The sequence below is a fragment of the Bradyrhizobium sp. LeoB3 genome (genome assembly GCF_055456055.1).
Genome location: NZ_JBVBEF010000141.1, coordinates 1 through 14,730 on the forward strand (window position 1 = coordinate 1; position 14,730 = coordinate 14,730).

The following is a 14,730-nucleotide window of genomic DNA, read 5'->3' on the forward strand; positions in this document are numbered from 1 at the left end:
GCCGGCTCAAGCTCGACCAGGCGGATCGAGCGCTGGTGCTCGGCGTCAGCGCAGCCACGATTGATCGCCTGCTGGTCGAGACCAAAATTGCCGCGGCCGGCGGTAAGCGCCGGCGGGTCGGCTTTTATTCGGCGGTACGGCGGGAAGTTCCGATCCGGACGTTCAACGACTGGCACGATCCACCTCCGGGGTTCTGCGAGGTCGACATGGTGGCTCATGGCGGCACATCTGTAGCTGGCTCGTTCATTCAGACGTTGACGATGGTCGACGTCGCGACTGGTTGGACCGAGTGCATGCCGCTGGTGACGCGCGAGGGCGGCCTCGTCGTGCGAGCCATGGAGCGCGCACAGAGCCTGTTTCCCTGGGTCATTCGCGGCGCCGATTTCGACAATGACAGCGCATTCATGAACGACGTCGTCGTGCCCTGGTGTCGCGCGCAAAGGATCGAGGTGACACGCTCGCGCGCCTACAAGAAGAATGATCAGGCCTTCGTCGAGCAGAAGAACGGCGCGGTCGTCCGGCGACTCGTGGGATACGGTCGCTTCGATGGTGTCGAGACGACGCGCGTGCTGGAACGTTTGTATGCTGCATCCCGGCTGCACACCAACTTCTTCCAGCCGTCCTTCAAGCTGAAGGACAAGCGACGCGAGGGCGCGAAGGTGATCAAGCGCTATCATGTTCCAGCCACGCCCTATGAACGAGCACTGGCGCATCCGAAGTTGAGCAAAGGCGTCAAACGGCGTCTTCGAGAGCTTTATCGCACGCTCGATCCCGTGGCCCTGCTGGCCGAGATGAGGGACGCCCAGACGGAGCTCGGCACGCGCGTCGGCGCCCGCGCGGGCAAGCTCACGGCAGCAACCAGTCCGCCGGCATCGGCAACGAACGCGGCAGCGTTCGCGAAGAGGCTCGGCAATGAGGTGCATCTGGGGGAGCAGCGCATCATCCATCGGCGGATGCGCAAGCCATACAAAAAGCGCATGAGAATGCCATCGATGCTCGATCCGCACCTCGCCGACATCGAGCGCTGGCTCGCGGCCGAACCTCGTCTGACCGCGCTGGCCATCCTCGATCGTCTCGCCGAACACGCCCCCGAAAAGTTCGGGCCGCCGCAGCACACCATCGTGCAGCGCCTGTTGCGATTACTCAGACGCAACGCAACCGAGGTGATCATCCCGCGCACGGCCGGGGGTACGGCACCTGCCACCATTGGTGATCCCGGGACTGGGGCCGGCGCTGCGTGTGATGGGCACTCCGCGACGTCCCCAGTCCCTCCGATCCTGCGAGCAATGACGCAACCTCAGACCGGCCGACAGTCGGCGCTACGTCCGTCAAGCGAAAGTAACATCCTCAGATGAGGCAATGCGGGGGGTCAATATTGCAGGCCGAATGACAGGCCACCCCGATCCCGCTCCCGGAGAATGCGAGCGTGAGCCTGCAAGCCGCTTCCGATGAAACGGAGGAGGTGATGTTCGCCGTCTCCAACTTCCTCAGGCCGACGTCGCTCTACTACTTCGACGCCGCAAGCCAACGCCTCGAGCCACTGAAGATGGCACCTCCGCAGTTCGACGCGTCCCAGCATATCGTGGAGCAGTTCGAGGCAACTTCGCGCGACGGCACCCGGATTCCCTACTTTCTGGTGCGGCCCCGGAATGCGAGGTTTGATGGGTCGACCCCAACCCTTCTCCATGGCTATGGCGGGTTTCAGAAGCCGCTCCTGCCGTCCTATGCGGGGGTTATGGGGAGGCTCTGGCTCGAGCAGGGCAATGCATATGTCGTCGCGAACCTGCGCGGGGGCGGCGAGTTCGGGCCGCTATGGCACGAGGCTGCCCAGGCGGCAACGAAGCAGCGGACATGGGATGATTTCATCGCCGTTGCAGAGGACCTGATCCGCCGGAACGTCACCTCTCCGCGCCGGCTCGGCGTGGTCGGCGGCAGCCAGGGAGGCCTGCTGGTGGGGACCGCAATCACCCAGCGACCCGACCCCTTCAACGCGGCGATCGTGCAGGTGCCGCTGTTCGACATGCTTCGGTTCACCAAGCTGGGCGCCGGCGCCTCCTGGACCGGCGAATATGGCGATCCCGCCATTCCCGAGCAGCGCGAGTGGCTCGAGGCCTACTCGCCCTATCAGAAGCTGGTCCCGGGCAAGACCTACCCGGTCCCCTTCATCCTCACGTCCACCAAGGACGACCGCGTGCATCCGGCGCATGGCCGCAAGGCAGCCGCCAGGCTCACTGCGCTGGGCCAGCCCTATTTCTACTATGAGAATATCGATGGGGGCACAGCGCCGCCGCCAATCTCACTGAACATGCACGCCGCATGGCACTCGAATACACCTATGCATTCGGACGGCTTGTGGATTGAGTCAGGTCCAGGAGCGGACTCGCTAAATCGACAGTTGCAGACGGCAGCCGATCAACATCAGCCCGTTTGGTCGCCGAGATCATCGAGCGGGCCGCGGCGGCGCGCCCGGATCCTTTGAACGGAACGCCAGCCCGTTTGATCGTGTGCATTTCTGTTATGCGGACAGAACACCAGATCCATTCAACTTGAGCTCGCTCTAACCTCGCGCTCGGCGCGCCGCGCTTGTCTCTGAGGTCGCCCAGGGCCGCCGTTATGTGCCGTGAAGAACGTGTATAGCAGGTAAAGATCGATCAGGATCGTTACTGCCATCACGCCATAGGCCCACGGGCTCTGCATCAGGGCGAGCTCGATTAGCACCCGTGACAGGCCGAAGCCCACGACCCAGGCATCAAAACTCATGCAGATGCGGCGGAAGATCTCCGGATCAAGCCGGCGGATAACATAAGATCCCAGCGGAATGCCGAGCACGACGCTAGGAATAAAGACATAAAGCAGGCTGCCGCTTTCTGAAATGAACAGGCCGAGCTTATAATAGATGAAGGCGGTTACGCTCGATTCCGCCACACGAACCAGGGCTAGTCCGGCGCGAAATTCGTTTTTGACGAGGCCCTGATTGTTGAACAGCATCGCCAAAGGCGGGCCTGAGATGGTCGTCACCGAGTAGAGGACGCCCAGCATCGACCCGAATGGCAGGCCGATTAGCCAGCTTGCCTCGATCCGGCGGCGCCAACCGGCGGCTTGCAGCAGGATCAGGGGCAGAATGATCGTGTAGGTGGCGAATTTGATCCAGCCCGGCTGCAGCGAGGCCAGTGCATAGCCGCCGATCGCAATGCCCGGCAAGAGCCCGAGCAAGATGGGAAATATGCGTTTCCAAACCGCCGGCACGCCCTTCAGATTGATGGAGAGGACGTAGACGTTGACGAAGACCTCGATGATGACGATGGCGGGGTTGAGAATGCGATTGGTGTAGAAAACCAGCGCAAGGGGTACAGTGAGTGACGAAAAGCCGTAGCCGATGGCTCCATTTACAAAGGCCGCAAAAAACGTCGTTGCGGCCAGAAAAAACAAAGCGGCATCAAAGGCGGGCATTCAACTTTCCAACTCCGAAGAGCGTCGGATCACGCGTCAGCGGGACCAGACCAACATTGGTCATCAGGCTTGCGGCAGATTCAGATCACTCCCTTAGCACCTCCAGCTGCCTTCATAGTGGCAGCGGTCAAGTGCAAAGGTTCGCCAGTTGCTCCCATTACAGACTTCAGTTGTATAACGGAAGCCGTGCTGTGTTTCCCACTATCTAACTACGACCACTCAGCCAGACGTGCCAGTCTATTTTTTTCGAATGTCAATCAACGGTCTTCGTATGGTGATCTAAAGGCTCATGTTCCTGAGCTTCTCCATCTCCGTCGCTTGCATGAAATTCGGCCCTGCCATTTTGATCGCTGATCGCGATGTTGATTAGAGGCACCTTCTCAAGATAGGCACCAATGTTTTTCTCTAAAGCGAGCAATCGCCCGGGGGCAGCTGGAAGCAGCAGGGCTCAGCCCTCTGGGCAAAGCCGAAGAAAACGTAACGAGTCAACGCCGTCGTAGCAGCCAATGTCCAAAATCACTGGATCTGACTTCTGCAGGAACGAAACAATGTGCTGATGGATCTCCAAGGCGAAAGTGGGCTCACGTGTTTCCATTCAACTTCGTCCCTCGCGCCTCAATGGCACGCAACAGCCTATCAAGTGAGCTTAAGGTTTCGCGACCCCCCGATTGTCAAATGGTCCAGCTTCGACGTCGAAAGTACACACGACTCAACGGGTGGCTCAACTCTACAGAGGTAAACAGGCGATATAGAACCGGTTGCAAAACCTATACCAAGGTTTGTCTACAGACGGCGCGGTATGAGCCACGCGAGACTTGTGACGTACATGCCGATCAGAACGGACACGAGCCTCCGCTGATATTCCCTCTCCACCTCTTTGTCGCAGACAGGACAAAGATCGCCAATTATCTGACCTCGACCAAGCTCAAGTATTCGCCATTCTCATTATCCGTAAATCAATGCTTTGATGGACGACAATCACACGATGGATCGGTCCCACAAATGCATTCTAAGGGGTAGATATGCCGATCTTGATCGTCGTGACCGCCGAGGGTTACAAACCCGGCAGACTCTCTATGAACAACTACATCTGGTGGAGTGCTGCTTCGGTAAGCTCAAACAGTTCCGACGCGTAGCAACCCACGAAAAAACTGCCCGAATTACCGCCCAGTCGTCACTCTCGCAGCTATCGTGCTATGGATGCGATAACTGACCACACGCCCTCAAGCGAGAAACCCTGCATAGAAGAATTCGTCTCGCGCATCGCCACCGATGTCGGCGTCGACCCGGCTCTCGCAGAGAAGGCCGTTGCCATGATGCTGGTTTCCTGCAACGCGAGGGAGCCGACGGCCCCGTGGGGCGTATGATCGAGTCCATTCCCGGCGCTTCGGAATCAGTGACGAAGCATGATGGTGAAGACTCAGAGGGCGGCAGCGTCCTCGGCGGAGCCGGCGTCACCGGTTTCGGCCAGCAATTGATGAATGAGGGTCTCAGCCTAGGAAAGATCGCCGGCCTCGTCAACGAGACGATCGCGTTCGCCGACGAACATGCCGGCGACGAACTCGTGGACGAGGTCCTCAATTCCGTTCCCGGCCTTCCCCAGTTCGTTTGATCAGCCGCAGCCGGGACCCGCATGAGGTCGTGCGCCCGCGCCAATCCGTTTGCGCCGGTAGGCATTCTCCGCCGAGTTTTCGTACCGACCTGGCCAGACCATCAACCGTCGGGCGCGCGAAGCGGACGAACGTAGGCGCACTTCATTCGTCTATCTCAAAATCGACGATCGTGGCGACGTACCGCCGTCGTTGGAGGGCTTTCTCAAGCGGCGGGGGCATCACGTCGATATCGAGCTCTCGCTGCTCGGGCCAAAGTTCCTTGTGTAGGAGCACGAATGTGCGCTGACGTCAGCCTTGCCGCTGTGCTTTCTGATCGTGCGACCTCTCGCTGATCTACCGCAACCCCCTATACCCCCAGGTTGGCTAAGAGGGAGCAAGGCCCCGGCGCGCGCGTGCCCACGGTCGCGCCGGGGCACAGATCCGAAAAAGTCAAGTGATCAGCAGGTGCTATCGTCAGAGGCGCAAAGGAGAGCCGCAGATGCAGCTCTCGTTGCTGTAAGGGGCTCAGAGAGCGCGGGAACGGAGAGGACGCTGTCCGCCCCAGCGTCTTCCGGCCCCGTTCTCACCGGACCGCAGGCACCGAGACGCTCGTCTGCTCAGCATGGTGAGATCCTGTCCACCACGGCCGATTGACCGCCTTGATGAGACGATCCCACGGAAACGGCGTCTGCTGACGCACCACGTCCAAATGAAATCGCCCTTGTAGGTAAACACCTTCTCGAACTTTGCTCTTGGCAAAATTTGCGACAAGCGGTCGGCGGCGCATTCGCTATATCGAACATCCAGTACCTTTTCTTGTCCGCGTCGACCCGGGCGTTCAGCCAGTTGAACAGCGCCGACAGGATCGACGTCAGCACGCCGAGGATGGCTTCAATCACGGCCGTGCTCCTTTCGGATGGAGCGATGCGGGCGATAACCGTGATGACGGAGCCGCTCATCAGGAAGGAGCCGGCCCACTGCGGATGATCTTTCGGCGCGCAGACGCACCATCGCGGGTAGCGCCCCTTCGGAACGCGGACAACCCGAATGCGCAGATTTGTCAGAAAGAAGACTCGGGGGCCGACCCGTCCTGATGATGATGATCGTCCTCGCGCCGGAACTGATCCATCACAGGCTCGGCTCTTGGGGCGCCCGAGCATCGGCAAGCCCGGCATCGACGGGCAATCCACTTGGGACAAGACCGAGCAGGCGATCTTCACCTCGTTCTTCATCGGAGTGTCGACGGCTGTCGCCGCGGTCGCCGCAATCAAGGCGATCGAGAAATGACCCACGGGTACCCGCGACCGCGTCATTCGTCTGCAAACGAAATTGGAGCACGTCACCGCGCAGCTCTCCAACGTGCAAATCAAGGTCAACGCGATGCATGATCTTCTGATGCGAGCGCGCGGCGTGCGGTGGATGATGCTTGCGATTGCCGCAATGGCGGGCTTCCTCGCTTCCCTCATCACGAAATACCTGCACCTGCCGCTCTCGAACTGCGCCGGTACCACTACGTTCCCAACGGCTCTACGTACCTATGGGAGAAAGCCGGTTGGGAGGCCATTCCCCGGGCTCAAAGCCGAGAGCTTACATCCTCTTTGCCGTGCGACAATCCGCTATTCATGTTGGGCGCAGAAAAATCTGATGCTCCTCCAATGTGGCCGTGTAGTTCACGCCGCCGAGAGGGATTTTGTCGCCGGCTGAGACGCGCTCGGCAGCAGGTTGTGCAAGCTCATCCCTTGCATGAAGTCTTCCGACGCCCATTGGGGGCGGTGCTGGAAGTCCAGGGGGAAGTACATTGATAGATTCAGCAGCGGGCCCGGCTAAGCCTACTGATCTGCCGGGCCTGAGCTAGATGCCACTCCCAACTGCGCCGGTTCATCATCCAGTAGTCGCCGAAGCTCCCCGGTTCAAAAGTGAACTGTTCTGGATCGAAATCTGGACCGACGGAAAATGATGGAGCGGGTTGATTATTCTGCCTCCCTGAATGTCCTGGCGAAGCTCCTGTTCCAGTCGGAGAAGCCCCTCTGGAGAAGGCATAGATTGATCATCCAGATGATCGAGCACTCGCCGAAGCTCCCCCGCTCTGGGTCGAACGCGACGTGCTCTTGGACGAAAACCGACGGGGCGGGTTGATCATCCTGCAGTCCCCGAATCCCCTCGGGCCGACTGCCGGCTTCCTGCCACGCGCTGTGCTGCGCAGCGGCCTGGTCGACGCGCCTCGGCTCGATCAGTACCGCGCCTTCAGGATTGATGAGGGCCGCGTTCTGGGGGTGAGGATTGCGCTTTGCGCGGCGGTGTACGATCGGCACGCCTGTCGACCGGAAGGTCCGGAGATGGTCTATTGCCTTAAGGAGGTTCTTGGGATTACCCCTTCCGGTGAACTCGGACACATCACCGCTCAGCGACTTACTCTCGAGCCGAGCAACAATGCTCGGCTTGTTTTTTGCGAAGAGCCAACGGCTAAAGCTACGAAGATAACCTACATACTGCTTGGCCCAGCCTTCGTTCATCCCCCCCCTTGATGAGGGCCCCCTCAAGCCCCAAGATAATGGGAGCATCCTCGGAATAAAGAGGCCGCCTGTCCCACCCTATCACAATCCCCGTTGACGGAGCCGGCTGCAGCGCCGAGGCGGCCGGCATTGCTCCACCACCTCCACCTGAATTAGCGATCTCGCTCAGCTGCCGCTCAATGGCAACGCTTTGCGGATTGTTTAGGGTCCTCGGCCTCTTCGCTGGTCTCAACTCGGCTGTGTCATGCTCATCGTTGATGAGGACCTCCTCGCTTGGCAGGAGGTTGCTCCTGGCAAGTGCCCCCATCAACTCGTCCGGGGCTGCTGGCTGTCGCTAGCCACATTGGCAGGGGGGCTACGGCGCGGCCCCCGGTCGGGCATCGCCGTATCGGCCAGGCGCGCCGTTTCAAATTGCTGCTCAAAGGCTTCTTGCTCCGCCGTGTCCGCTTGCTGATCTTCCGTGAGGGCGTGCTGCACCTCTGACGAAGCTGCTACATTGGAGGGGTCAAAATTGTGCGGGTCCACGCTAGCCTCACGTCTACAGATCAGCTGAGTTGCCTACTCGGGCAAGCTGTCGAGAAGCTGACGAGGCCGTGGCCCGTGAAGCAATGCACCCCCCAATCACAAAACGACAATGCCCCGCGGTCCTTGATGGGTCGCCGGGCTTTTTTTGCGTTTAAGGACGCGTCGTCGTCGCGGCTAACAATCCTTTTGGCAGCGCCGGGGACGACGACTCGTCACCGCTCTTATTGCAAAATGGGCACGGCATACCGGCGCCGCCGCAGGTGCACGCATGGGTAGGCTGGTCCGAATGATTTCGCAAACCCACCGGCAGTTATCGCAGCGCGGGCACCATCTCATTGCATGTCCTCCCGCAAGCCTTTGAAGACCGGCTGTCGCACCTTGCCTTTGGCCGATCTGGCGCGGTACTCGATTTCGGCCAGCAGCTTTGGCTCGACCCAAATGCCCCTGGTGCGCGACGCGCTTGGCATAGGGCTGCGTCTTCCGGATCAGCGGCGTCAGCGCTTTCTCGAAGAAGTTCGACAAATGGCATGAGCGCATCGTGCTCAATTTTCAGTCCGCGCCAAAGGGTTTCTTGCACGTCTTCAACGAGGCCCCCACCGTGATCTACGAACTGATCATGGCCAGTGCCGATATCGGGAGAAGAACGTCGTTGATATCTCGATCGGACAGCATTGGTCGAAAGACTGCTGCGACGACGACTTGGCGGCGACGAACGGCGAGCGTGGAAAATATCCTCACCACTACCTCGCCAGCCATCCGCAATCGAAGTCGAATCCGCAAGAATCCTTGTGCTACCCTCTCGCCGCGCTCGGCGCGTATCGGGAATGGTTGCAGGATGTCTATATGGAGGGTGGCAAGTTCAGCAACTATCTGCGGGGCAAGGTCTCAAGGGGCAATCTGGCGCCGTCGATCGCTCAACTCACCATTGCCGCGCTTATCCTGGCGCAGATCACCGCACAGTAACAGCGGCGAAAAAGGTCGAGAGAGCCTGCCCGTCATGGGCAGGCTCAGAACACGTCGAGCGAGCGCAGGACTGAGGAGCGATGCACTCGCCATCCGATGCCAGGACGAAGACGTGGCCCAGCTATGCACGAGTTACGAACAGCGTCTGGCGTCCATTGCCAGCACGACCGGACCACTCGTTCCGAAGAATGACTAAACCTGCCGATCTTACAGCACCATCTTTCATCAGGGGCACGCCCCAGACGTTGTTGGACGCGAGAATGCGGCCAGGCCATTCCGCCAAGCGTTATTGACGATCGAGGACCAGGAGCCACCGGGTGCAAGCCTGACGATGCGGCCAAGGAAATGTTGACTAGATAGAGATTTCCCTACGCCTCGAACCACGGCCCTCGATGAAGCAGTGAGCCGGCTTGTCTCCACGGTTGACGTCCGCGCAATCCGAACCGACGCAATTGGCGGTGGCCGAAAAGACGCGCGTTTCGATGAGCTCGGCAGTCCTTATGGTACATCATGGCGCTTGCTTTAGGCTGCGCCTTGGCTGCCCCTCGTATTTGTAGGCGAACTGCTTGGGCATCGGGCCTTTGTTGCGGTCCTTGCGTCCGGTCTGCTCCCATGCATGGGCCAGAATCCCTACCGCCCGTGACAAGCAGAAAATGCCGCGGGCCAGGGGTGCAGCAAAGGCCAGCTCCCCGTAGATGACCGCGGTGGCTCCATCGATGTTCAGCGGGATGAGCTTGCCTTTGCGCTCGCGCATAACGCGCTCGATCGCGCGCGCAGCGCTGGCGTAGCGACCGTTGACGGCACCTTCACTGATCGCAGCATCGACTAGCGCGAGTAGCGGTTCAGCGCGCGGGTCGGCGGGATGAAAGCGGTGACCGAAGCCCGGCAGATATTTGCTGCGCGCGGCGGTGAAATGGTCGATCACCTCCGCGGCAGCCTCATCGAGGTCCTTGGTCTCGCTGCGTCGCAGGACCTCGTCATAGAGCTCGATCGCCTGCTCCCCCGCTCCGCCATGCACACCGTCCAGCGTGTTGATTGCGGATGCCATCGCGCCATTGAGCGGCAGCCCGCAACTCACAGCCATCTGCGCGATGGCGATGGAAGGTGCATGTGGGCCATGATCCACCGATGCAACCAGGGCAGCCTCAAAGAGCCGCTCCTGTGCCGGTGTGGGTAGCTCGCCACGCAGCATCAACCAGATCATCGCGGGGAACGAAATATGACCAATCAATTCCTCGATCGTGTATCCGCGATAGGCGATCCGCCCGGGGGCGATGTCGCATATAGAGCTCCGCCACCAATGGGCGGCCTGCTCTCGCAGCTCCGTTTCGCTCATCCCTGTTTTCCAATCCCGTTAGCCTATGCCCGGCAGTGGTTTGCTTGCGCGCAACTGCCTGGTCGTCACGCTGCTCCATCTGTTGCCGGGCGGACCCGCGGAAAATGAGCTCCTCCTTGACATGACGTTCCGGCGGCACCGCTTGCGATAAGGTGCTCAATTTCCGGATCTGTATAACCGAGTCGAGCCAGCCATCGCTCCGTGTCCGCACCGAGCGACGGGGGGAGCGCGGGGGCAGGAAACGCCTCATCCAGCCGAAAACCAGGGCGCGTAATGCGTAATGGCGGTTCGCCAGCCCTATCGAGCGGCAGCGTCTCGACAAATCCGCGCTCCAGCACCTGCCGCTCACGCAAAACTTGCGGGACGGTCAGCACACAGCCGGCAGGGACGCCGGCGGCATTCAACAGCGCCTCCCATTCCTCCGCAGACCTGCAGCTCAACGCCACGTTCAGCTCATCGTTAAGCGCTCCGCGGTTCAGTTTACGTGCTTCCCGCTTCGCGAAGCGCGGATCCGTCTTCAAATCCGGCCGGCCGATCAGATCGCAAAGTGTCCGGTACTGCTTCTGCTCGTTGGCGGCGATATTCAGCGGTCCGGTCGCGGTGCAGAACGTGCCGGAGGGTGCGGCCGTGAAATTTTCGTTCCCCATCGGCCGCGGCTCGACTCCGCCATTCAGGTGATTGGAAACCACCCATCCCATAGCCGCGATGGTCGCCTCGAGCAGCGACACGTCGATGAAGCGGCCCCTGCCCGTTCGCTGCTGCTCGACGAGCGCCGCGGCGATAGCAAAGGCGGCCGTTAGCCCGGCGATGGTATCGGAGATCGGGAAGCCAGTCCGCAGCGGAGCCGTGGCTGCATCACCGGTAACACTCATCGCGCCGGAAAGGCCCTGGACGATCTGGTCGTAGGCCGGGCGGGCGGACCAAGGACCGTTTTGCCCAAAGCCTGAGATTGCACAATAGATGAGGCGCGGGTTGCGCCTGGACAACGCGTCGAAACCGAGACCAAGCCGCTCCATGACCTTTGGCCGGAAGTTTTCGACAAGGACGTCGGCCTCGGACACCAGCCCGACAAACGCTTCGCTTCCCGCTTCAGACTTCAGATTGAGCGCCACCGACTGCTTACCGGCGTTGACGCTGACGAAGGAGAGGCCCTGAAGGCGCTCTGCCCTTTCCGGATCGGCGCCAAGGCGCCGCGCGAGATCGCCTCCATTGGGGTTTTCGACCTTGATAACCTCCGCGCCGAGGCGCGAGAGATGGTAGCCGCAGAATGGGCCTGCCAATACGTTTGACAGGTCGAGGACACGGATGCCGGTGAGCGGCAGGGACATGACGAAGCCTTACTTTGTGGTATCTTCGGCGCCCGCCGTTGTTAGTTCAACCGCTGGGCCGCACGCCAGCGAGGCGATCGGTGAAGGTTTTGCTTGCCGCGGTGATCCTGGGTAGAAACCGCTCAACACAGCCGGGGGTACCTTGGGCGGTTGGGCGTCCATTAGGCTGGCCCGGGAAAACGGCGCCTTGGACGCTTTCAGGATCTCGATGTTCACCTCGCGATCAGTTTCGTACTGTGCCGGGACTGCGCCACGAACTGCTCCGTTGATACAGAGTTGACCCAGCGGTGGCTCTTCAGCAGGGCATTGACCAAGCGCTGCGCGGTTTCGGGATTTTTGTCGATGAAGATTGCGGCAGGTAGCGACAGGCGCTAGACGGATCCCGCCAAAGGCAGTCTTGGCGCCTTCGACGGTGCGCGCAGCGAACAGCGAATTGGCCCCAATCTTCCTCGAGAGCAGGGTCGCAATGCGATCGAAATAGACCAGCGCGTCGACTTTTTTGGGGTCGAGTGCCACCACGTCCGGCGCATCGCTCCCGACCGCGATGATGTTGACGTCGCGCGGTCCCAATCCCGGCATCTTGATGCAATGGCGCGCCATTCTGCCCGTCCAGGAACCAGGAGCCGTGATGCCGAGCTTCGGGCCGTCTAGGTCGGAGCCGCTCTTCATATTGGCATATGGCGGCAAGATCGCTGCGCACCCCGAGAAGAACGCCGAGTATGTGGTGCGGCAGGAAGACGAACGAGATCTCGTTCCCCTGCGTGCATCTGGATCAGGTGATCATACACCCCCGACGCCATGCGCCGAGCCACCAATCAGTCTCAGCGGATCATCACCTCGCGCAAGTCCGGCCAGCCTTGGCTACCCCTTCCATTGTTTCGCGTCTCAGAACTTCCGTTACGTGCAAAACCGATACTCTTAGTTAGAAGAAGAGTCAAACTATTCTGGCTTGCAGAACCGCCTCAATGCTTCTGAAATAGGGTTCACCCCCTAGCTCTGATAGTTGTTCTATAGTGCAGAACCGGAGCAGAAATGAGCAAGACAGGAGTTGACGCGGTCAGCAGAGCGCTCGCAATCCTGAAAAGTTTCAACGCGGAGCGTACTGCGATGACACTGACGCAGATCGCGGAGACGGCGGACCTTTACAAGAGCACAGTGCTGCGACTGGCCTCTTCGTTGGAGGCTGACGGCTTTCTCGTCCGCGGCGCGGACCGGTTGTTTCGACCAGGACCGGAGTTGTGGCGCCTTGGGGTGCTTTATCAGCGCGGCCTTGATCTTGGCCAAATCATCCGGCCATCGCTTCGTCGACTGGTCGAGGCAACTGGGGAAACTGCATCCTTTTATGTTGCAGACAAGGACGAACGTATCTGTCTTTACCGCGTCAATTCTCCACGTTCAGTTCGACATCATCTCGAAGAAGGTCAGCGATTGCCCATTGATCGCGGAGCCGCCGGGCGAATTCTCACTGTATTCCGCGAGCCAGCGAACGCCGAAGGGAAGAAAATCCGCGACCGAGGCTTTTATGTTTCGATCGGAGAGCGGGACCCGGAGGTCGCCGCGGCGGCCGTGCCGTTGATCGACGTACACGGCGAACTGAGGGGCGCCCTTTCAGTGTCGGCGATCAGGACTCGCTTCAATGCCGGTGCGCGCAAGGCGGCAATCGATGCTCTCAAATCGGAAGCCAAGGCGTTAGCGGGGTTGCTGCCTGCGAGCGAACGCTGATCAGTCCAGGACGCCCGCTTTGTGCCGTTTGCGAAGAATTCGACGCGGCTTCGGGGTGGCAGTGTGATGGGGCCTCGTGAGGCAATGAGGCTACTTCCCGGCTATTCCGTGGACAGAGCGCCGCGTTGAAGGATCGAGTACAGAGATGACGGACGCGAACGACACGATGCGCCCGCGATGATTCGCAAATGGCCCTCCATAAAAAATGAGCGTCGTGCAGACAAAAGTACATATCTGTCGGCGGAAGGCACACTGGACGACTGCATACGAGAGTTTATGACCAAGCGTGAGGCCACACGTCATCTTTACCAAATCCACACCGCGCCACAGCCTCCGCTCATACCGGACGTCTTGTCAGCCGATCACATCACGGAACTTGCCAGATTGCGAAGTTTCCTCTGATCGGGATGTTGTTGCGGCGCCTGTGGCCAAGTGAAGATCAGCCTCAAAATCAGTGAGTCTCAGATCAAGAGTCCTCTTCGACCTCCCTTCCAAGGACAAGGGCACGCTGTGCTCAGCATCGATCATTGGTTGCTGGGCGATAACGCCGAGCTCTCCGTCTGCAGATCAACCGTGCCTGGCCTCCGCTCTTCTTCGGAATGGAGACGGCACAAACAGGTGGCGGGAAGTAGGCGCCTGAGCTCATTCGATTCCAAATCTTGTAGAGGTTACTCTTCAAGTCGGATTCAAATTCCTCAATCGTCACTCCGTCGACACCGGCTGCGCCACCATTAGATCGCACCTGCAGATACGCTTCGTACACCTTTCTTTTGTCGATGTTGAACGGTTTGCTTGGCTGGTTCACCGCCGTCCTCCTGTTGCCAGTTGCAACGATGGCCAGCCCACCTGATCCGATCCCTTCGCTCCAGCCCCATTACGAGCCTTCGTCACTTGTACGGATCGGTCCGCCCCAGTGCTCCGCATCGGTACTCTTGCCTCGCTGTTTTCTCCGCTTGTGCTTCTCCCTTTGCATCGGAGCGACTGGTTCCTGCAGTTCCGTGACAACGCCTGCATCCGATTCGCGCCCCCTCAACGCCGGTCGCCGCCCGCCCAATCATCAGGCTTCCAGCGGACTGATCCCAGAGGGACGACATACCTCTGGTTTTGACGACGATTTCCACGTTACGACGCTTCATCGGCGGGTTCATTTTCATTCGTCTCTCGGATGCTTATCCGCTCGGGTATTTCCCGATCGTTAGCTTCAACGCTCACGACCGCGCCTCTTATCTGAACATGGATCTCTTGAAGGAGCACAAGAAGGAGACACTACGCCGGGCGGCCTGACGATGCTCAGGCCCACC

Annotated in this window: 11 protein-coding genes and 5 pseudogenes; 8 read left to right on the top strand and 8 right to left on the bottom strand. The window is 60.0% G+C overall.

The features are described 5' to 3' along the window. Together ACZXDY_RS41550 and ACZXDY_RS41555 are read left to right on the top strand one after the other, a co-directional pair. Window positions 1-1,355: integrase catalytic domain-containing protein (locus ACZXDY_RS41550; protein ID WP_464349473.1), on the top strand; the 1,355-nt coding region annotated here is incomplete at its 5' end. Window positions 1,356-1,426: 71 nt separating this feature from the next. Continuing rightward, the gene (locus ACZXDY_RS41555; protein WP_464349474.1) at window positions 1,427-2,479 is read left to right on the top strand and encodes a prolyl oligopeptidase family serine peptidase; all 1,053 of its coding nucleotides are present in this window, start codon (window positions 1,427-1,429) and stop codon (window positions 2,477-2,479) included. A gap of 62 nt (window positions 2,480-2,541) precedes the next feature. Here the strand turns inward: ACZXDY_RS41555 and ACZXDY_RS41560 are convergent, their stop codons facing one another. Continuing rightward, on the bottom strand, window positions 2,542-3,450 hold the full coding sequence (locus ACZXDY_RS41560) for a sulfite exporter TauE/SafE family protein (protein WP_463719535.1): 909 nt from the start codon (window positions 3,448-3,450) through the stop codon (window positions 2,542-2,544). Between the two features lie 1,072 nt (window positions 3,451-4,522). On the opposite strand from ACZXDY_RS41560, the pseudogene ACZXDY_RS41565 reads away from it, so the two are divergent. Together ACZXDY_RS41565 and ACZXDY_RS41570 are read left to right on the top strand one after the other, a co-directional pair. Further along, window positions 4,523-4,659: pseudogene (locus tag ACZXDY_RS41565) on the top strand (IS5/IS1182 family transposase); the annotation flags it as partial. 32 nt (window positions 4,660-4,691) lie between these two features. Beyond that, window positions 4,692-5,062: pseudogene (locus tag ACZXDY_RS41570) on the top strand (hypothetical protein). A gap of 597 nt (window positions 5,063-5,659) precedes the next feature. On the opposite strand, the gene ACZXDY_RS41575 reads toward ACZXDY_RS41570, so the two are convergent. Then, window positions 5,660-6,001, bottom strand: coding sequence for a hypothetical protein (locus tag ACZXDY_RS41575; RefSeq protein ID WP_130229967.1), 342 nt, complete (start codon window positions 5,999-6,001; stop codon window positions 5,660-5,662). Between the two features lie 184 nt (window positions 6,002-6,185). Here ACZXDY_RS41575 and ACZXDY_RS41580 point away from each other — a divergent pair, with 184 nt between their 5' ends. Both ACZXDY_RS41580 and ACZXDY_RS41585 read left to right on the top strand, forming a co-directional pair. Beyond that, on the top strand, window positions 6,186-6,329 hold the full coding sequence (locus ACZXDY_RS41580; protein WP_155255601.1) for a hypothetical protein: 144 nt from the start codon (window positions 6,186-6,188) through the stop codon (window positions 6,327-6,329). 42 nt (window positions 6,330-6,371) lie between these two features. Further along, a complete protein-coding gene (locus ACZXDY_RS41585) occupies window positions 6,372-6,746 on the top strand; it encodes a hypothetical protein (protein WP_130229965.1) in 375 nt (124 codons plus the stop codon). 266 nt (window positions 6,747-7,012) lie between these two features. Here ACZXDY_RS41585 and ACZXDY_RS41590 read toward each other — a convergent pair whose 3' ends face one another. Together ACZXDY_RS41590 and ACZXDY_RS41595 are read right to left on the bottom strand one after the other, a co-directional pair. After that, window positions 7,013-7,555 carry a hypothetical protein gene (locus tag ACZXDY_RS41590; RefSeq protein WP_464349475.1) on the bottom strand — a complete coding sequence of 181 codons (543 nt, stop codon included), beginning with the start codon at window positions 7,553-7,555 and terminating at the stop codon, window positions 7,013-7,015. 857 nt (window positions 7,556-8,412) lie between these two features. Next, window positions 8,413-8,587, bottom strand: a pseudogene (locus ACZXDY_RS41595) (ATP dependent DNA ligase); the annotation flags it as partial. 126 nt (window positions 8,588-8,713) lie between these two features. Between ACZXDY_RS41595 and ACZXDY_RS41600 the strand changes: the two are divergent. Continuing rightward, window positions 8,714-9,043, top strand: a pseudogene (locus ACZXDY_RS41600) (hypothetical protein); the annotation flags it as partial. 508 nt (window positions 9,044-9,551) lie between these two features. Here ACZXDY_RS41600 and ACZXDY_RS41605 read toward each other — a convergent pair. The 3 genes from ACZXDY_RS41605 to ACZXDY_RS41615 form a co-directional block, all read right to left on the bottom strand. Next, window positions 9,552-10,379, bottom strand: coding sequence for a citryl-CoA lyase (locus ACZXDY_RS41605; RefSeq protein ID WP_464349476.1), 828 nt, complete (start codon window positions 10,377-10,379; stop codon window positions 9,552-9,554). 65 nt (window positions 10,380-10,444) lie between these two features. Then, the gene (locus tag ACZXDY_RS41610; RefSeq protein WP_028168737.1) at window positions 10,445-11,707 is read right to left on the bottom strand and encodes a CaiB/BaiF CoA transferase family protein; all 1,263 of its coding nucleotides are present in this window, start codon (window positions 11,705-11,707) and stop codon (window positions 10,445-10,447) included. A 9-nt stretch (window positions 11,708-11,716) separates the two neighbouring features. Continuing rightward, a complete protein-coding gene (locus tag ACZXDY_RS41615; RefSeq protein WP_464349477.1) occupies window positions 11,717-12,307 on the bottom strand; it encodes a hypothetical protein in 591 nt (196 codons plus the stop codon). A gap of 432 nt (window positions 12,308-12,739) precedes the next feature. On the opposite strand from ACZXDY_RS41615, the gene ACZXDY_RS41620 reads away from it, so the two are divergent. Next, entirely contained in the window at window positions 12,740-13,429 is a 690-nt protein-coding gene (locus tag ACZXDY_RS41620) for an IclR family transcriptional regulator (RefSeq protein ID WP_035692612.1), read from the top strand. 577 nt (window positions 13,430-14,006) lie between these two features. Here the strand turns inward: ACZXDY_RS41620 and ACZXDY_RS41625 are convergent. Then, window positions 14,007-14,234: pseudogene (locus tag ACZXDY_RS41625) on the bottom strand (group II intron reverse transcriptase/maturase); the annotation flags it as partial. Between the last annotated feature and the right edge of the window lie 496 nt (window positions 14,235-14,730).